At 63.6% G+C, this 18,365-nt stretch carries 19 protein-coding genes; 9 read left to right on the forward strand and 10 right to left on the reverse strand.

The genetic code is table 11. From position 1 onward, the window contains the following. The first annotated feature begins 69 nt into the window (after window positions 1-69). Window positions 70-771, forward strand: coding sequence for a hypothetical protein (locus IEI94_RS11185; protein WP_191167393.1), 702 nt, complete (start codon window positions 70-72; stop codon window positions 769-771). Here the strand turns inward: IEI94_RS11185 and IEI94_RS11190 are convergent. Continuing rightward, a complete protein-coding gene (locus IEI94_RS11190; RefSeq protein ID WP_191167394.1) occupies window positions 768-2,261 on the reverse strand; it encodes a protein adenylyltransferase SelO in 1,494 nt (497 codons plus the stop codon). The two genes, IEI94_RS11185 and IEI94_RS11190, sit on opposite strands and share 4 nt — an antisense overlap. Window positions 2,262-2,922: 661 nt before the next feature. On the opposite strand from IEI94_RS11190, the gene IEI94_RS11195 reads away from it, so the two are divergent. Both IEI94_RS11195 and IEI94_RS22610 read left to right on the forward strand, forming a co-directional pair. Continuing rightward, window positions 2,923-4,617, forward strand: coding sequence for a sodium:solute symporter family protein (locus IEI94_RS11195; protein ID WP_191167395.1), 1,695 nt, complete (start codon window positions 2,923-2,925; stop codon window positions 4,615-4,617). Between the two features lie 71 nt (window positions 4,618-4,688). Further along, complete coding sequence (locus tag IEI94_RS22610) at window positions 4,689-4,817, forward strand: putative transporter small subunit (RefSeq protein ID WP_224750083.1); 129 nt, start codon at window positions 4,689-4,691, stop codon at window positions 4,815-4,817. Between the two features lie 94 nt (window positions 4,818-4,911). Here IEI94_RS22610 and IEI94_RS11200 read toward each other — a convergent pair whose 3' ends face one another. The 6 genes from IEI94_RS11200 to IEI94_RS11225 all read right to left on the reverse strand — a co-directional run bounded on the left by IEI94_RS11200 (window position 4,912) and on the right by IEI94_RS11225 (window position 10,910). After that, window positions 4,912-6,177, reverse strand: coding sequence for a TRAP transporter large permease (locus IEI94_RS11200; RefSeq protein WP_191167396.1), 1,266 nt, complete (start codon window positions 6,175-6,177; stop codon window positions 4,912-4,914). After that, a complete protein-coding gene (locus IEI94_RS11205; protein ID WP_191167397.1) occupies window positions 6,174-6,725 on the reverse strand; it encodes a TRAP transporter small permease in 552 nt (183 codons plus the stop codon). The genes IEI94_RS11200 and IEI94_RS11205 overlap by 4 nt, the downstream gene beginning before the upstream one ends. An 11-nt stretch (window positions 6,726-6,736) precedes the next feature. Continuing rightward, window positions 6,737-7,723, reverse strand: a complete 987-nt coding sequence (locus tag IEI94_RS11210) for a TRAP transporter substrate-binding protein (protein ID WP_191167398.1) — start codon at window positions 7,721-7,723, stop codon at window positions 6,737-6,739. A gap of 126 nt (window positions 7,724-7,849) precedes the next feature. Beyond that, window positions 7,850-8,335, reverse strand: coding sequence for a tripartite tricarboxylate transporter TctB family protein (locus tag IEI94_RS11215; protein WP_191167399.1), 486 nt, complete (start codon window positions 8,333-8,335; stop codon window positions 7,850-7,852). Continuing rightward, window positions 8,332-9,846, reverse strand: a complete 1,515-nt coding sequence (locus IEI94_RS11220; RefSeq protein WP_191167400.1) for a tripartite tricarboxylate transporter permease — start codon at window positions 9,844-9,846, stop codon at window positions 8,332-8,334. Before IEI94_RS11220 ends, IEI94_RS11215 begins: the two co-directional genes overlap by 4 nt. Before the next feature lie 77 nt (window positions 9,847-9,923). Next, window positions 9,924-10,910, reverse strand: coding sequence for a tripartite tricarboxylate transporter substrate binding protein (locus IEI94_RS11225; protein WP_191167401.1), 987 nt, complete (start codon window positions 10,908-10,910; stop codon window positions 9,924-9,926). Between the two features lie 374 nt (window positions 10,911-11,284). Between IEI94_RS11225 and IEI94_RS11230 the strand changes: the two genes are divergently transcribed. The 3 genes from IEI94_RS11230 (at window position 11,285) to IEI94_RS11240 (ending at window position 13,564) form a co-directional block, all read left to right on the forward strand. Further along, window positions 11,285-12,115 (forward strand): DNA-3-methyladenine glycosylase 2 family protein, encoded by an 831-nt coding sequence (locus IEI94_RS11230; RefSeq protein WP_191167402.1) that lies wholly within the window; start codon window positions 11,285-11,287, stop codon window positions 12,113-12,115. Window positions 12,116-12,399: 284 nt separating this feature from the next. After that, the gene (locus tag IEI94_RS11235) at window positions 12,400-12,771 is read left to right on the forward strand and encodes a hypothetical protein (protein WP_191167403.1); all 372 of its coding nucleotides are present in this window, start codon (window positions 12,400-12,402) and stop codon (window positions 12,769-12,771) included. 190 nt (window positions 12,772-12,961) lie between these two features. After that, window positions 12,962-13,564 (forward strand): 2-hydroxychromene-2-carboxylate isomerase, encoded by a 603-nt coding sequence (locus IEI94_RS11240; RefSeq protein ID WP_191167404.1) that lies wholly within the window; start codon window positions 12,962-12,964, stop codon window positions 13,562-13,564. A 39-nt stretch (window positions 13,565-13,603) separates the two neighbouring features. On the opposite strand, the gene IEI94_RS11245 is transcribed toward IEI94_RS11240, so the two are convergent. Beyond that, entirely contained in the window at window positions 13,604-14,548 is a 945-nt protein-coding gene (locus tag IEI94_RS11245; RefSeq protein WP_224750084.1) for an AraC family transcriptional regulator, read from the reverse strand. 206 nt (window positions 14,549-14,754) lie between these two features. On the opposite strand from IEI94_RS11245, the gene IEI94_RS11250 reads away from it, so the two are divergent. Together IEI94_RS11250 and IEI94_RS11255 are read left to right on the forward strand one after the other, a co-directional pair. Next, entirely contained in the window at window positions 14,755-15,477 is a 723-nt protein-coding gene (locus IEI94_RS11250; protein WP_191167405.1) for an SDR family oxidoreductase, read from the forward strand. Window positions 15,478-15,605: 128 nt separating this feature from the next. Further along, window positions 15,606-15,845 carry an Atu4866 domain-containing protein gene (locus IEI94_RS11255; RefSeq protein WP_224750085.1) on the forward strand — a complete coding sequence of 80 codons (240 nt, stop codon included), beginning with the start codon at window positions 15,606-15,608 and terminating at the stop codon, window positions 15,843-15,845. Between the two features lie 3 nt (window positions 15,846-15,848). Here the strand turns inward: IEI94_RS11255 and IEI94_RS11260 are convergent, their stop codons facing one another. Beyond that, on the reverse strand, window positions 15,849-16,796 hold the full coding sequence (locus IEI94_RS11260) for a 5'-nucleotidase (RefSeq protein WP_191167407.1): 948 nt from the start codon (window positions 16,794-16,796) through the stop codon (window positions 15,849-15,851). Window positions 16,797-16,916: 120 nt separating this feature from the next. Continuing rightward, the gene (locus tag IEI94_RS11265; RefSeq protein ID WP_191167408.1) at window positions 16,917-17,288 is read right to left on the reverse strand and encodes a YbaN family protein; all 372 of its coding nucleotides are present in this window, start codon (window positions 17,286-17,288) and stop codon (window positions 16,917-16,919) included. Window positions 17,289-17,432: 144 nt separating this feature from the next. On the opposite strand from IEI94_RS11265, the gene IEI94_RS11270 reads away from it, so the two are divergent. Continuing rightward, on the forward strand, window positions 17,433-18,362 hold the full coding sequence (locus IEI94_RS11270) for a siderophore-interacting protein (RefSeq protein ID WP_191167409.1): 930 nt from the start codon (window positions 17,433-17,435) through the stop codon (window positions 18,360-18,362). The last annotated feature ends 3 nt before the right edge of the window (window positions 18,363-18,365 follow it).

Raw genomic sequence — 18,365 nt, forward strand, 5'->3', positions numbered from 1 at the left:
GGACGACTGATGCTGCCGCACCTGCTGGTGCGATGCCGACAACAAGACTCACCGCCACGAGACTGCACCATGCCTTTTCAGGAAGCCCAGGAACACGCCGCAGGCCGCTTGCACACGCTATTTGCCGAGCCCTACAGCGCCTTCGAGAATGACGCCATGGAGCGACAGCTGCATCTGGTTGTTGCACTGAAATTGCTGTTCGAAGCACCGCTGCGTGCCGGACGCCTGAAGCTGCGGGTGATCCATGGCTGGGAGAACGGCAGTGCTGAGCCGGCAGATCTAGCCCACAGTGAATACCGGATCGCCGCGCTGGCAGACGCGCAGGCGGTAGCTGAGCGCTACCACCAGGCCGTGGTGGAGGGCAGCGCATTTCCTTGCGATGCCGACTCGCTACTGGCCGAACCGCTCGCCGACGCGATCGCCAACGCCGAGGCCCAGGGGGAACCTGTCGATGACGAGACACGCGACAACCCCGCCCACTGGCCAGCATTCGAGCGGGGGCTGTCGCTATATACCTTCTTCAAGGTCTACCACCGGCTGACCTACGGTGAAGACGATAGCTACCGCGTCAGCCGCTGCGATACATCGGAGGGTATCCGCGAGATTCACGAGTTCCATCTCGAGGAGGGCGAGTTTGCCATCGTCACCCCATCTGCCGACGCCACCGGCGGCGACACTCTGCTGATCCTCCACGAGAGCCAGCTTGCGACCGTACTGGCACTGATGGAGGAGTGCCTGATGGCGGCGCGCAAGTGGGGACTGGTCGGCTAGGTGCCGCAGAAAGTGCGAAAGACCTGCGCGGTAGGCGGCGCCGGCTGGGCGTAGTCGGCATGCTCGGCGCGCTCCTCGAAGGGCCTCGCCAGCACCTGCATCAGCCGCTCGAAAGGCGCGAAGTCCTCCTCATCGATGGCCGCGGCGAGTGCCGCTTCGACGCGATGATTGCGTGGGATATAGGCCGGATTGACCGCCCGCATCTGCTGCGCGATCTCGCCGACCGCGACGCCCTCCCGCGCCAGCCGCTGGCGCCACTCGGCCACCCAGGCCTGGATCGGCTCGGCGCGCTCGAACAGCGCCACCAATTCACTCTCATGCCCCTCGCCCTCTGCAGCGTCGCAAAGCCGTCGGAAGGTCAGGGTGAAATCGGCGCGCCCGGTATGCATCGCCTCGAGCAGCGACTCAATGAGCCCCCGGTCTGCCGAGTCACTGCCGGCCGCCGCCTCACTTAGCCCCAGCTTGGCGCGCATCACCGCAAGCCACTCCGCCTCATACACCGCCGCGTAGGTCTTGAGCACCTCGGTCGCCCTGTCGATACCCCGCTGCTGGTCGTCGTCGATCAGCGGCAGCAGGGTCTCGGCGAATCGTGCCAGATTCCACTGCGCGATCCACGGCTGGTTGGTATAGGCGTAGCGGCCGCCCTCATCGATGGAGCTGAACACCGTGGCCGGATCATAGCGCTCCATAAAGGCGCAGGGGCCGTAGTCGATGGTTTCGCCGGCGATCGAGGCGTTATCGGTGTTCATCACGCCGTGAATGAAGCCCAGCCCCATCCACCTGGCCACCAGCACCGCCTGGCGTGCCTGCACCGCCTCGAACAGCGCCAGATAGCGCTCCCCCGGCGACGCGATATCGGCCAGGGCCGGATAGTGACGCTCGATGGCGTGATCGGCGAGCCGCTTGACTGCCTCGCTGTCGCCTTGCGCTGCGAAAAACTGGAAGGTGCCGATGCGCAGATGGCTCGAAGCCACACGAGTCAGCACCGCCCCGGGGACCGGCACGCCGCGGATCACCCGCTCGCCGGTGGTGACCGCCGCCAGTGCGCGGGTGGTAGGCACGCCCAATACCTGCATCGCCTCGCTGATCAGATACTCGCGCAGCACCGGCCCCAGCGGCGCACGACCGTCGCCGCCGCGGGAGAACGGCGTGCAGCCGGCACCCTTGAGCTGAATATCACGCAGTCTGCCCTCGCCATCGGTGACCTCTCCGAGCAAGACCGCCCGGCCGTCGCCCAGACGCGGGTTGAAGTGGCCGAACTGATGGCCAGCGTAGGCCTGAGCCAGTGGTGCGGCTCCCTCAGGCACCCGGTTACCAGAGAACCAGTCGGTGGCCAGCGTCGCGTCGAAGGCGATCAGGTCGAAGCCGAGTTCTTCGGCCAGCGGCCGATTGAAGGCCACCAGCCTCGGCGACTTGACCGGGACCGGATCGAAACGGGTATGGAAACGCTCGGGGAAGTGCGCATAGCGCAGGGTGAACTCGGGAAACATGGCGACTCCGCTCGGCGGCTGCGCCTGCAGCCGGTACATGATTACCCGAGTATAACGCTCAGGATTGGCGCTTTCGACCTGTCACGACCAGCGCCCACCGCAGCGGCCCGCCGTTGGCTGCGCAGCATTTCAGGCTCATTCGGCGTTTCGAAGGAGCTGGCGACATTTCTCCTCCCATTGGTCACCCAATTGGAGCCAATTGGACTTTTGCACGCCAGGTGGTTAGGGTAGGCGTCCCTCGGATCAGCCAACAATTCGTATAAAACAGATCCTTGACAGGCTACGGCCACCGCGCCAATGCCTCCTGGTCTTGCATAAACGCAAACTGGATCACCGGTCCTCTCGACTGCACGTCGTCGACGCCATCGATAGAGAAGTCATCCATGTCGCGCCATTACGCTGATGAAGGGCGGTGCATGCCGCACCGCCCGCCGCCTGATCGCCCCGCCCTGGGGTGACGCCTTTCCACGGCGTTGCACTGCCGTGTCCGATCGATAGCGCTCGACGCTGCTCCACTACTGGTGCCAGCACGCCTGTGCCTGGGCGTTTGGCTGCCTAGCGCCACTATCGGCACTGCCCCCCACCGCTTCCACCGCATTCGGCATGTCGACTCGCTCGACCTGCTCAGAATGCCTCCGTTTCACTTATCGAGGGACTGCTCTTGAATAGCGAGCTCTATCAATTCTCGACCCTGACCGTCGTCCTGCTGCTGCTGGCCTTTTACGGCGGTACCTACCTGCTGACCCTGAGTATTCGCAAGAAGAAGGAAGACGCCGACGCCTTCATGGTATCCAACCACCGCGTGGGCTTCGGCATGGGGGCGGCCAGCATGACCGCCACCTGGATCTGGGCCGCCTCCTTCTACGCCGCAGCCACTTCCGGCTACACCTACGGCGTCTCCGGCCCCATCCACTACGGCCTGTGGGGCGCACTGATGATCCTGTTCATCTACCCCTTCGGTCGACGTTTCAGGGCGCTCGCGCCCAATGCCCACACCCTGGGTGAGCTGATCCACGCCCGTCACGGCTCCTCCAGCCAGTTGATCCTGGCGCTTTCCAACGTGCTGGGCAGCGTGATCAGCCTGATGGTCAACTTCACCGCCGCCGGTGCCCTGGTCGCGGTACTCTCGCCACTCTCCTTCCAGGCCGGGGTGATCATCGCTGGCGCCGGGGTGCTGTTCTACACCCTGTGGTCGGGTTTCCGCGCCTCGGTGCTGACTGACTTTGCCCAGTTGGTGGCGCTGATGGCGATTGCCATCGTGATCATTCCCGCGGTGTTCTTCGCCATGGGTGGCCCCAGCGAGCTGGTCGCCGGCATGGGCAACCTGACCGCCGAGCAGACCAACTTCTTCTCCATGGATGCCATCCTCAACCAGGGCGCGCCCTTCTTCGTCGCCGTGCTGGCCTATGCCATCGGCAACCAGACCATCTCCCAGCGCTTGTTCGCGGTCAACGAAGCGCATATCAAGCCGACCTTCCTGACCGCTACCGTCGGCTACGGCGCCATCGTCATCGGCCTGGGCATGATCGGCCTGATGGCGCTGACGCTGGGCGTGCAGCCGATCGATGGCAACATGAACAACCTGATCCCGCAGATGGTCTCCAGCTACCTGCCGCCGCTGTTCATCGGCCTGTTCTTCATACTGGTCATCGGCTCGCTCTCCTCCACCGCCGACTCCGACCTCTCGGCGCTATCGGCGATCATGATGGCGGACGTGTATGGCAAGAACCTCGCCCGCGGCAAGGCCGACCCCCGGCGCATGCTGCTGGTGGGCCGACTGACCATGATCGTCGCCACCGTGGTGGGCATCATATTTGCCAGTTTCTCGCTGGATATTCTGGTCATGCTGGTCTTCGTCGGCGCGCTGTGGGGGGCCATCGTCTTCCCGGTGATCGCCAGCTGCTTCTGGAACCGAGTCACCAACCAGGCCTTCACCACCTCGGTGCTGGTGGCCATGGTGCTGTTCTGCGCGGCGCGTTTTGAGCTGCTACCGCTGACCGGCGGCAGTGGCCTGTTCTTCGAACTGCTGGCCAGCGTCGGCGGCGGGGTGATCATCGGCCTGATGGTATTCGGCTTCCTCGGCCGCACCGCGGGCTTTATCGCCGCCGCCATCGCCCTGGTGGCGATGCTGATCTTCGCCACCGGCTTCCTGCGCGACTACACCGTGCTGCTGGCCTCGTTGACCGCCTACGGTGCCAGCACCGTGGTCTGCGTGGTAATGAGCCTGATCAGCCGCCAGCCGGACTTCGACTTCGCCACCATTGGCGAGCGGGTCGGCGACTACGACGCCACCGAACCCAGCGAGTCGTACGGCGAGACGGTGCCAGGCGCCGCCAAGCTGGCGCCTCAGCGCTGAGCCCTGGCACCTCGACCATGACACGGCGGTGCCGGTCGGTACCGCCACAAGTGACAGAAGGAGATAATGAGATGACCGCACTCTATGGCTTCTACGTATTGATCTGGCCCGCCCTGACCCTGGCGGTACTGGTCGTGATCTGCCGCGCGGTACTGCGCGACCACCGCAAGGCGAAAGAGGAAAGACGCGAGCTGGTGTGAACACTATCGCGTGAACCACAACGGGCCCTGCTAGCAGGGCCCGTTGTGGTTTCAGGGGCTGGGGTTTCAGGGGCAGGAGTTCAGAGGCAAGAGATCAGCGCCCGATCAGGCCGGTGGTCAGCCACGGCTGCCAGGCCAGCAGCACCAGGGTGGCGAGGGTGGCAAGCAGGAATGGAATCAGCGCGCGGAAGATATGCAGCGTCGAGGCGCCGGTCATCGACGAGGCGATGAACAGTCCCGCCCCCACCGGTGGGGTGAGCAGGCCAAGCACCAGGGTCAGACATACCACCACGCCGAACTGGTAGGGGCTGATGTCGAACTGCTGAGTTGCAATGGGCAGCAGGATCGGCACCACCAGGATCAGTGCGGCGATGCCGTCGATGACCATGCCCACCAACAGCAGCGAACCGATCACCAGCAGCAGGAACAGGAAAGGGTCGGTGGTCAGCGCCGAGATGGCTGCCGCCGCCATCTGCGGCAGGCGTTCGTAGGTCACCACCCAACCGAACACGCCGGCGGCGGCAATCAGCATGATCACCAGTCCGGCGTTGACTGCAGTGCGGGTCAGCACCCGCGGCAGCTGGCCGAGGGTGAGCTCACCGTAGAGCAACCGACCCAGCAGCAGCGCCACCAGCGAGGCCAGCGCCGCCGACTCGGTGGGCGTGGCCACCCCGAGCAGAATCCCGCCGATGATGATCAACGGAATCGACAGCGCCGGCACGCCCATGATCAGCGCCCGACGCGCCTCGGCACGGGTCGGCCAGTTGCCCTTGGGGTACTGCTGGCGCAACCCGACCACGGCAATCGCCAGGAAGAAGCTGAAGCCCAGCAGCAATCCGGGCAGGATGCCGGCGATAAACATCTCGGCGATCGGCACCTGGGCGATCACCCCGAACAGCACGAACAGCATCGATGGCGGAATGATCGGCGACAGCAGGCCGCCAGCGGCGGTGATCGCCGCGCTGTAGGACTTGTCGTAGCCCTCACGCTCCATGGCCGGCACCATCGCCCGGGACATGATCGCGATCTGCGAGGCCGCCGAGCCGATGATCGCCGCCATCATCATGTTGGCGACCAGATTGATATAGGCCAGGCCACCCCGGAAGCCGCCCACCAGCAGACGCGCCAGGTCGATCAGGCGGCGGGTCACGCCACCTTCGTTCATCAGCTCGCCGGCCAGCATGAACAGCGGGATGGCGAGCAGCCCGTAGCTCTCGATGGCACCGAACAGCTGCTGCGGATAGGACTCGAACAGCACCGTATTGCCCGAGGCGGCGATATACCACACCGCGGTGAGCGCCAGCACCAGGGCAATGGGCACCGCGGCGAGCAGCAGGATGGCAAACACCGCCACCGTCATGGGCTGGGCTCCTCTGCCGGGGCGCCCAGCTCACGCAGCGCCTGCCACAGGTTGGTAACGCCGTGCAGCGTCAGCGACACGGCGAACAGCGGCATGATCAACCACACCCAGAACTTCCTGATGCCCAGGGTCGAGGTGTTTTCGGCGTAGATGAAGTTGAAGGTCTGGCCCTGGAAGGCCTGGATATCGAAACCTGCCCGCCACAGCGCCAGCGGCTGATACCAGCGCCAGCACAGCCACAGCATGAGCAGCGCAAAGGTCAACACCGTGAGGTCGACGAACAGCGACAGCCAGCGCCGCGGGCGGCCCGGCAGCGCATCGCTGAGCAGCGTCACGGCGATCCCCTGGCGGCGTTTGAGCACCGCCGAGGCGATCAGGAAGGTCATCCAGATCATCGCATAGATGGCCAGCTCGCTGATCCAGTAGAGCGGGCTACCCGCAGCACGAAAGGCGATATTGATCAGGATCAGCAGAGTCACCGAGGCGGCCAGCGCCGCCGCGGCGATCTCTTCGAGCCTGGCCAGACCCTGGGAGAGGCGTGACAGCATGGCGCGTTCGTTCACTCCTCGCGCAGGCGATCGGCTTCCTCACGCAGCGCCTCGAGGGACGGCGCCTTGTCGGCCCAGATGCCCTCCCACTCAGCGATAGCGTCGCTGAAGAACTCGGCGTCGGCCTCGACGATATTGAGGTCGAGCTCGCGGATCTCCTGCTCCTGCTCGGCATCCTGCTGCTGGAAGCCGGTGATCACGTTGTCGAGGTGCTCGGCCATGGTGCTGCGGATCAGTTCCTGATCGTCCTCATCCAGCTCATTCCAGACCCGCCCCGAGACCACACCCACCATTGGGAACATCATATGGTTGGAGATCAGCAGGTTATCGGCCTGCTCGTGGAATTTGAGGATCAGGATCGAATCGAAGTCCATGTCGATGGCATCGACCTGGCCGTTGGCCAGCGCATCGTAGACCTCGAGCAGCGGCAGCGGCGCCGGGGCCGCCCCGGTGGCGGTGTAGAAGTCGCGGATCGGATCGAACGGGGTTATCCGCAGGCGCTGGCCGCGCATGTCGTCGACGCTCTCGATGGGCGAGCGCGACAGCACCTGGCGCATGCCCACCATGCCGTAGCCCATGCCGACCAGGCCAACACCGCTGGGCAGCTGATCGAGCAGCGCATTGGCGGCATCGGACTGCAGCAGACGCGCGGCGTGATCGACATCGTCGACCAGGTAGGGCGCGTAGAGCGCGCCGAAGTCCGGCACCCGGTTGGAGATCTCGGCAATGGTCAAAAAGGCCATATCCAGCGCGCCGGTCTGCAGCTGCTGGACCATCTGCGCTTCGTTGCCCAGCTGCTGGGCCGGATAGACGCTGACGCTGTGCTCGCCGTCGGAGCGCTCGGCAAGCGTCTCGGCGAAGGACTCGGCCTCTTGGGACCACATATGCTGGGGCGGCGTGATCAGCCCCAGCCGAAAGTCCCGCGCCTGGGCGGAGAGCGAAGCAGCAGCAAAGGTGGTGGCCGCAACGGCCAGTGTCAGCGTCTTGAGGGGGCGCATGGAAGCCTCGTCATTATCGGAATAGTAGCAACCCGACAAGGTTACCTCAGCGCCTGCGTTGATGGCACCCACCGCTCGCCGCCAGCCTCGCTGAGGCGAAAGTCGGTGAGCGCCATTTGCAGCGGCTTAGAATAGCAGCGAGGGGGGAAGCGTGACGCCGATCATCTGGATGAACAGTACCCATACCACCGCCGCTACCAGCACTGGCACGAGCAGGATGCTCTTGATCCGCGCGCCGGGCGCCAGCACGGCAATCAGCACGGCATTGTAGAGGTAGGTCGAGACGATCAAGCCCAGGTTGAGCACCATCCAGAAATAGATCACCGCACCGCCCAGCATCAGCCCCGAGGCCAGGCCGAGCGCCACCAGATCCTGCGCCGGCCCTTCAGGCGTCCCCTTGCCCTGGCGCTCACGCCTGAACTCCAGGCCCAGCATGGCCAGCACCCAGATCCCCGAGGCGATCAGGAAGTAGTAGGCCGTCTGCGGCATGATGTAGGACGGCACCAGCGGCGCCACCCGCCAGTTGCCGTACTGGATATGCAGCAGACCCGCCACCCCGAGCGACAGCATCACGGCCACCGACAGCAGCTCTCTCACCATTGTGCGGTTCATTTCTTGGCCCTCAACGCAAAGGTGAATAGCAGGATCAGCGCGACCGCCGCCACATAGAAACCGATGGCAATCGGGCTCTTGACCAGCACCCACCAGTCACCGCCGCCCATGATCATTGACTGACGCAGGGCACGCTCGGCGCCCGGGCCGATGATGAAGCCCAACACCAGCGGCGCCAGCGGGAACTTGAGCAGACGCAGCGTCACCCCCAGCAACCCGGCGAACAGCAGCACCCAGACATCCACCACCGAGTTGTTGGCGGCGTAGGTCCCGACGATGGCCAGAATGAACACCGTCGGTATCAGATACCCCGGCTGGATCATGGCGATCCGCGAGTAGTAGGGCAGCAGCACCTTGCCCAGTACCAGGTTGACCAGGTTGGCGAAGATCAGCGTGAAGAAGAGTGCGTAGATGATCTCGGTATTGTCGTTGAGCAGGCTCGGCCCCGGGGTCATCCCCATCAGGATGAAGGCCGCACCGAACAGCGCCGCCGTGGCACTACCGGGAATCCCGAACGCGAACAGCGGAATAAAGGTCGAGCCGGCGGTGGCACTGTTGCCCGACTCGGCGCTGGCAATGCCCTCCAGCGAGCCCTTGCCGAACTCCTCCGGCGTCTTCGAGAAGCGCTGCGCCAGGCCGTAGCTCATAAAGGCTGCCAGCGACTGCCCTGCACCGGGCAGCGCCCCGATAAAGGTGCCCACCGCCGCGCCGATATAGGTGGCCTTGAGGGTGGACTTGAACTCCTTCCACGACAGCTGATCCTTGCGGATATCGTAGCCCTGCAGCAGGCTGGCCTGCTCGGCCACATCGTCCATCAGGTTGTCGACCTTGCGCCGCCACAACTTGGCGCCCTGCACCACCACTTCGGAGATCGCGAAGATCCCGATCAGCACCGGGATCAGGCTCAAGCCCCCCGACAGCCCCGGCATGCCAAAGGTCATGCGTGCCGCGCCGGTGATCGGGTCGCGTCCGATCATCGCCAGCAGGATGCCGATGGCCGCCACGGCGAGTCCCTTGGCCACCATGCCCTGACTAAGCGCCGCGATCAGCATCAGCGAGAAGGCGTAGAGGGCGAAGAATTCGATAGGCCCGAAACTCAGCGCCACCGCGGCCAGCGGCACGGCGATAAAGATCAGCACCAGGTCACTGGTGGTATCGCCGATCACCGAGGAGTAGAGCGCGGTATGCAGCGCCTTGCTCGGTTTGCCCTTGAGCTTGGCCTGGTAGCCGTCGATGCTGGTGGCCGCCGCACCTGGCGTACCGGGCACTCCGAACGAGATGGCGGCAATCGAGCCACCAAATAGCCCGCCTTTATATATCCCCACCAGCAGGCCCATGGCCATGGCCGGTTCCAGAAAGAACACGAAGGGCAGTAGCAGGGCAATGGCCATATCGCCCGACAGGCCAGGAATCGCGCCTAGGGTGATGCCCAGCAGCACCCCCAGCATCACGTACATCAACACATAGGGATGGAAGGCCAGCGCACTGGCCTCAATGACAAGATCTAGCATCGGTGCTCTCCGAGGAGCCAGGAAGGATCACGCAAACAGAGAAAGCCGGCAGCGCCGGCTTCCTCTGCGCCCAGCGGTCAGTCTTGCTCGATGGCGGCGAGCACTTCCTGAACCCGCACGGTGGTGTCGCGGTAGATCTGCTGCGCGCTCTCGCGGCCCTGAACATCGTTCAGCCCGGCGGAGGCCTGGCTGGACATGGTTTGAGCGGTCTCGGTCTCGAGGCCCTGCATGATGCAGTCCGAGAGCGCCTGCTGGATCTCATCGGAAACATTCGAGTAGGTGTAGACCAGCAGCGGCGCCTCGAAGGAGACGTCATAGCCGGCTTCCTGGAAGGTCGGCACGTCGGGCAGCACGTCGGAACGCTCATCGGCAAATACACCGATGGCCGTGACTTCGCCTTCCTCGACGTTGGAGACGATGGATGGCGGCAGCGTCATGCCCAGGTGAGCGTGCCCGCCGAGGATCATGGTGCGCGTCTCGCCGCCACCGGTGGTCGGCAGGTGCACGTTCTGGATGCCGGTTTCCATCTCCAGCAGCACCAGCGGCAGGTGCACCAGGCTAAGCGGATCGGCGTGGCCGAAGATCAGCGTATTGGGCTCCGCTTCCGCCAGTTCGATCCAATCCTCGATGCTCTGGATGGGATGGTCGGCCTTGACGTAGACGGTGGGTTTCCAGTCGGTGAGATGGACGATCGGCGCCCAGTCCTCTACCTCCCAGTCGGTGTCTTCGGTAAGCGTCTGGGTAATGGTCGCGGAGTAGTCCGCCATCAGGATGGTGTGACCGTTGGGCTCGGCATCGGCAACGAACTGCAGCCCCTCCATGCCACCCGCACCCGGCATGCTGACGACATCGATACGCGTACCACAATATTCGGCCGCATTGGCGGCAATAATACGCGCGGTAATGTCGGTACTTCCCCCTGCACCATAGGGCATCACAATACGGATTGGATCACTTCCCAGCAGTGACTCTGCGTCTGACGCTGCAGCAGACGAAGCCATCATGGCGGTGGAGATCATGGCGGCGCTGATCGCCACGCTGATTTTCGACATTTTGGGCGTCATTATGAGTTCCTCAGTATCTTTCATGTTCTTGTTAAGCAAGGAGATAACAACTATCTAACGCGACAGTTAGCCTTCCTTTCCAGGAGCAGTTACCGGCCGATTGACGAGCCGATCAGCAAGCATTTTCATGATTATCTTTGCCTGCTAAAGGTATGCCGCTTAACTGTATCGCCAATGGCTTTCAGCTCCTTTTAAGAGCCTAATAGGCTCACTCACATGACACTTGCCGATTCCCCGGAAATCTTTGTCAATTACCCGGCGATAAGCCCGCAAGCATAGGATTTTTACTAATAAAGATGTCTTGAACATCATCAGCTAGCCTGGCCATCTCGCGCTACACTGGCGCAAACGGTTTCCCTTCGCTGGAGTCCCTGATGCAGGATGACGCTACTTGCCACGCCAACGCCCCTGCCACGCCACACAGCCTCGAACTCGCTTACCGGCCGCCCTATGCCTGGCAGACACTGCACGACTTCTATGCCAAGCGCGCCATCCACGGTCTGGAGTGGGTCGATAACGACCGCTACGGCCGCACCATCCACTGGGGCCAGGCACGCGGCCGCTTCACCGCCGTGCACCGCCCGGCGCGCAACGGCTTCGAGGTCCACCTGCAGTTAGACGCCCCACAACGGCTCGACCCGGTAGTGGGCAATATTCGCCGGCTGCTCGACCTCGACGCCGACACCGCGCTGATCGAGTCGCACTTGAGCAAGATGCTACCCGGGCTGGCACTGGTGAAAGGGCTGCGCTTGCCCGGTATCTGGTCGCCGTTCGAGGCCGGAGTGCGGGCGATCCTCGGCCAGCAAGTGTCGGTGGCCGCCGCCCGCCGCCTGGTCACCACGCTAGTCGGCGAGCTGGGCGACGCCGAGGCCGATGGCCAGCGCCATTTCCCCACCGCCGAGCAGATCGCGGCAAGCGACTTGGCCTTCCTCGGCATGCCTGATGCCCGGCGCCAGACGCTGCGCCGCTTCGCCGCCTGGCATGCCAGCGATGAGGCAGACGACGATCCCCGCGCCTGGACCACGCTCAAGGGCATCGGCCCGTGGAGCGCCGACTACGCCGCTCTGCGTGGCACCTCGCATCCGGATATCTGGCTAGGCGGCGACCTGGGCATCCGCAAGGCGCTGCCGGCGCTGCAAGACGTAGACCCTCGGCGTGCCACCCCCTGGCGCAGCTACCTCACCTTTCAACTCTGGAGCCGCTGATCCAGCATAGGAACTGGCAATCACGATCATCCATTAACTTCATCAGACATGGCGATATATCCCACCCAGAACCGCATAGCGTCAAAATTAGCAGGATCGAGCAATCTTTCGCGATAAATACGCCTACTGGTAGCGTCCCTCCCCTCCTATCATCTCTCTCACGGTCGTAACGGCCGACATGCCACCAGCCGGGGCATCCATCGCGACAACATCCATCAAGGCGACGCGAAGGAGCACATCACCCCGGCAAGGCGGATATGTCATTCAATGAGAGGATTACTGCCATGAAATACGCCACTGTTATTATGCAAACCATCACCGCCGGTGCCCTGGTCATGGGCCTGGCCGCCCAAGCCACTGCCGCCGACGCCACCCAGGTCCGCTTCGAGCCCGGCAGCCCGGCCCTGGGCGGCACACGGGAAGGCGTCCATCAGTACCGCGTAGCAGCAGAGGGTGACCAACTCGCCGAGAACCAGGACGCCAGACACTACCGCACCACTTTCGAGGTCGGCAGCCCGGCCCTGGGCGGCACGCGGGAAGGCATCCACCGTGAGCGCGTCGAGGTCGAGAGCAACCAGGTCGCTGATCGTCAGGTTGCCCAATCCGAGCATGCCGGCCCGGACGTCAGCCTCCCGACACAAGGCACTCGCGGCTAAGCTCAACGCTGATATACCCCGACAGCAAAACAGCCAGCGCGGGCCACCCACTTGGGTGGCCCGTTTACGTGTTGCGTGCTCCGTGCACGCAGGCAAGGCGCCACATTTGAGAAGGAGCATACTGTCCCTCCCGCAGCTACAATGACTCCACCGCGCGTTGACATCAGCGTGAGGAATATAGGGAATCACTATGCCCAAGCACATCACCTACTACTTCAGCCAGGTCTCTCCCTGGTCCTACCTTGGCCACGCCAAGCTCGGCGAGATCGCTTCGCGATACGACGCCACGATCGACTATGTGCCCGTTACCCTGAGCGCCGTTTTCCCCCGCACCGGCGGACTGCCGCTCCCCAAGCGGGCGCCGGAGCGCCAAGCCTACCGCATGGCCGAGCTGAAGCGTTGGCCACAGCTACGCGGCGTGCCGCTCAATGTGGAGCCCCGGCACTTTCCTACCGATGATCGCCCGGCAGCTCGCATGGTATTGACGGCCAAGGCGCAGGGGCACGACGTCGCCCAGCTATCGCTGGCCATCCTGCGGGCCTGTTGGCATGAGGAGCGCGACGTCGCCGACCTCGCCACACTGGGTGAGATCGCCACGGCGTTTGGCCTGGATGGGCCGGCTCTACTCGAGGAAGCGGAGGCCGAGCCGGGGCAGAAGCGTCTCGACGACGCCTGCGAGCAGGCGACTGCCGCCGGCTGCTTCGGTGCCCCCTGGTACGACGTGGATGGCGAACCCTTCTGGGGTCAGGACCGCCTTGAACTGGTGGAGAAAAAACTGGCCGGCGAGCTGTAACCCGCTCCGAACCGCCTGCTTCTGAGCATGTGATGCCTCTCAATGCGCCAGTGCCATGCCCGCGGCCTGTGTCGAGGGCAACAGCGCCAGCGAAGCCTTCATTTCACGCACCTCCTCACGCGGAGGCCGCCCGAACAGACGTTTGAACTCGCGGCTGAACTGCGACGCGCTTTCGTAGCCCACTCGGGCCGCCGCGGCGGCCGCGGTCAGGCCTTCCCGAATCATCATCAAGCGGGCCTGGTGCAGCCGCGTCGACTTGATGTACTGCAGGGGCGAGGTCTGCGTTACCGCCTTGAAGTGGACGTGAAAGACAGGCGTGCTCATGCCGACTTCGCGAGCCAGACGGCCCACCTCCAACGGCTCTGCGTAATCGATATGAATACGCTGCAGTGCCTTTGCGATACGCCCGAACTGCCCCGGATGGGCGAGCGCCGCACGCACACTTCCACCCTGCTCGCCGACCAGCACACGATAGTAGATTTCGCGCACGATCCCCGGCGCCAACACCCGCGCCTCGGTAGGCGAGGCGAGCGCCTCGATCAGCCTGAGCGTGGCATCCGCCATGGACTCATCCAGCGGCGTGGAGAGCATGCCCCGTGGTGTCGACTCTGAGCGTGCGTCCGCCTGATCCAGCATGAAGGCCAGCTCTGCTACCACTGCCATATCCAGCCGAATCGACATGGCCAGCAGCGGCTCCTCGGGGCTGGCCTCGGTTTCCGATACGAAGGGCAGCGGTACGGACAGCACGAGATAGTGCAGCGCATCGTAGAGATACACCTCGTCGCCCAGGTACCCACGCTTGCGCCCCTGGCAGACGATCACGATGCTCGGCTCGTAGAGTACCGGCGTATGCCGCAGCGGCCGATCCGAGCGCAGCAAGCGCACCTCATCCAACAGCGACTGGGTATAGCCCTCATGCGGGGCGAGCCGATACAGGCACTCCACCATCCGCGAATGGGGAATCGGCATAGGTCGTGTCGCCAAACGGAACTCCTCGCTGTTTGCTTTTCTTGTATTTAGGCAAATTTCATCCGAATAGAACAGCCTAAGAACCCGTCATCAATAGAAACAGGCAAGGCTTCAATAGAAATGCTCCTGTCGGCATATCCGGCGCCTCCGTAGGCTTACCTCAACGACGCTTCCGCTCCAGTGAGAGCGTCGTCCCAAGCCACCAATACGGAGTCATTCCCATGAACAAGGTCATCCTTCTCACCGGCGCCAGCAGCGGCATTGGCGAAGCCACCGCACGACTGCTGGCCAAACAAGGCCATCGACTGGTCATCGGCGCACGCCGTACCGACAGGCTGGCAGCACTGGCGCAGGCCATTAGCGCCGAAGGCGGCAGCGCAGACTACCGCGCCCTCGATGTCACCCAGCGGGACGACGTGCAGGCCTTTGCCGACGCCGCACTGGAGATCCACGGCCGCATCGACGTGATCATCAACAATGCCGGCGTGATGCCGCTCTCGCCCCTGGCCTCGCTCAAGGTCGACGAGTGGGACCGCATGATCGACGTCAACATCCGCGGCGTGCTCCACGGCATCGCCGCCGTACTGCCCACCATGCAGGCCCAGGGCAGCGGTCAGATCATCAATATCTCCTCCATCGGCGGGCTCTATGTGGTGCCCACCGGTGCCGTCTACTGCGCCACCAAGTACGCCGTGCGCGCGATTTCCGACGGGCTGCGCCAGGAGCACGACAAGCTCCGGGTGACCTGCGTTTACCCCGGCGTCGTCGAGTCGGAACTGGCCAATACCATCACCGATGCCAGCGCCGCCGAGGCAATGGCGAGCTTTCGTGAAATCGCGCTCAAGCCCGACGCCATCGCCGCGGCGATCGCCCATGTCATCGGCCAACCCGACGAAGTGGATACCAGCGATATCGTGGTTCGCCCCACCGCCAGCCCGGCATGAGCCAAGCCGCTTCGAGAATGCCGATGAGCATCGCGACCACGCCGCGCAAATCCACGCTTTTCGCCTTGGCCATGCTCGCAGCCCTCCCCCTCCTGGGGTGGGCTGCCACCGCAACAGGAGACGCCGACATGGCAGACCATCCCTACGTCGGTATGTGGGTCACCGACGACGGCTATATTCGCCACGAGCTACTGCCCAACAACCGCTACGACGAAGCCCGCGGCGAGCGCGAGAGCGCCTATCAAGGGCGCTACAGGGTGACTGGCCACTATATCGAGTACTGGGACGATACCGGCTTTACTGCCGACGGCGAGTTCATCGACGGTGTGCTCTATCACGCCGGGATGGTGTTGCGGCGTAAGGAGTAACACTCACTTCTCAATGATACCGAAACCCTGATTGAGCTGTCCGAACGGTACATGTACAGACGGCAGGATATCGCTAGTGGCCGAGAGGTGGGAGGCCTGGTCGTCGAAGAAGATATGCGGTTTGATGATACCGAGCACATGCTCCTTGGCGATGCCGCCGAGGAAATAGGCCTCGTTGACGGTCACCCCCCAGCTGCGCATGGTGTGAATGACCCGCTCATGGGCCGGCGCATTACGGGCAGTGACGATGGAGACCCGAACCCTGGGACGATAGCGGCCTTGCGTCTCCTCTTCACGCTGTTTCTCCAGCGACTGAATATGCGCCAGCTTACGCAGAAAAGCGGCCAGCAAGCCCGCCTCGGACGGCACCCGGGCGTTAGTCCGTTCATAGTCGCGGAACGCCTCGATTCCCTGCTCCTGATAGATCGTTTCTGACTCGTCGGTGACCAGCACGCCGTCGAAATCGAAGGCGATTCGCAGCTCCTCTTCATCGGTCAGATCGAGGTCACCCGACGACAACACCTGCCCCGCCGGATGCCCCGCCAGAATCGCTTGATCGACATCCTGACGGTTGGCCGACAGAAATAGACTGATGTTGAGTGCCGGGATGAAACGGTGGGGGTAGCGCCCCTGCAGGAAGACCGCCCGCGTAATGCCCAGCTCATAGTGCTCGATTGACTTCATGACACGCAGGCCGGTTTCCGGGTCATTACGCGACAGCAGCATCACCTCGATGGGCGGATCTTCCGGGCTCAATTCGTTCAGTGACAGCAGACGCTTGATAAAGGGGAAGGCAACGCCGGTAATGAGGGGAATATCCTCATGATCGCGCTGGTAGATACGATAGGCCGCCTCCCCCTGTTCGCGAAACACCTGGTCAGACTCCGACAGATCGAAGAGGGCGCTGGACGCCAGTCCAATCACCAGGCGTGTACTGAGATCGTAGGACATGCGTGTCGCTCGCTGCCGATGGCAAGAAGTAGATTGCTTGACCATGCCCCAGCAGCAATGGTCGATCAAGCGTCGTCACTATCGCACGGCTGAGGGACACCGCGCGCGAGTCGCTTGGGCTTAGCGCATGGGCACCGAAGGCTCCGGTCGCGTCACCAGCCAGATCGCCACTGCCACCAGTAGCGCCACGATGGCCCAGCGCAGCCAGCCCTCGCCCAGATGCAGCAGAATCATCACCATACTGGCGCAGATCATCCCCACGGCGACGAACTTGGCACGCCGCGGAATCGCCCGCTCCTTCTCCCAATTCTCGAGCATCGGCCCGACATAGCGCCGCGAGCGGATCCAGGCCTCGAAACGCGGCGAACCACGCGACGCGCAGTAGACCGCCGCCAGCATGAACTCCGTGGTCGGCAACAGGGGGAGAAACAGCCCCAGGAACCCAATCGCAAAACTCAGCGCCGCCAACGCCACCCAGAAAATGCGCGCCATGCTCACTCCTCTTTCACCTTCTGTTCTTGGGCCACACTCCTCCGATATAACGTCTCAGGTCGGCCGACTCCTCAATCAACGGCACAGTTGAGAATAGTTATTACTCGCTATAGTATTTGCTTCTCGACCAAGGAGTCATTAGCCATGGCTGGACGCACGAGCTATCGCCTTTTCGATATCACCCTGGCACGGCGTACCCAGGTCAGCCCCTCGCTGGTCAGGTTCACCTTTACCGGGCCGCAGGTTAGCCAGATGGCCACCCATGCGCCGGACCAGCGCATCAAGCTGTTCTTTCCCAAGGACGCCAACGGCCTGGACGCCCTGTTCGAGATCGCCAAACTGGAGGAGCACGACTGGTTCGGCGCCTATCGCGCCCTGCCCGAGGCGCAGCGCCCACCGATGCGCACCTATACCATTCGTGCGCTGCGCCCCGCCCGCGCGGAGGTCGATGTGGAGTTCGTACTGCATGGCGACAACGGGCCCGCCTCACGCTGGGCCATGCGCGCCCGACCCGGCGACCGCCTGGCGATGACCGCCCCGCTGGCCAACGCCGGAGGCGAGAAGCTCGGCTATGAGTGGAAACCACCGCGGGGCGTGCGCCGCATTCTTATCGTCGCCGACGAAACCGCCCTGCCGGCGGCGGCTGGCATCTTCGAGACGCTCGATGAGCTGCCTCTGGCCCCCAGGGTCGAGGCCTTGATCGAAGTCCCGCGTAGCGATGATATCCAGCTCCTCTCTCCCCCCGCCAAGCTGCGCTGGTTGACCCGCGATACTGAGCCGAATTGCCAACACGGCGACCTGCTGATGCGAGCGCTGCGCGATATCGACCTGCATCAGGAGATCCGCGCCCTGGGTGGCCAACAGCAGGCGGGTGCCGCCGATACCCTCGACCAGGACGACGCCGTACTGTGGGAGCCCGCCACCCTCGACGACAATGCCCCCTTCTATGCCTGGATTGCGGCAGAAACCAAGGTAACGCGGAATATCCGCCGCTATCTGGTCAATGAGTGCGGGCTGCCCAAACAGTGCGTCACCAGCATGGGGTACTGGCGCCAGGGCAAGGCCGACGATTGAACA

It is taken from the genome of Halomonas sp. ML-15 (genome assembly GCF_014779595.1).
GTDB lineage: Bacteria > Pseudomonadota > Gammaproteobacteria > Pseudomonadales > Halomonadaceae > Franzmannia.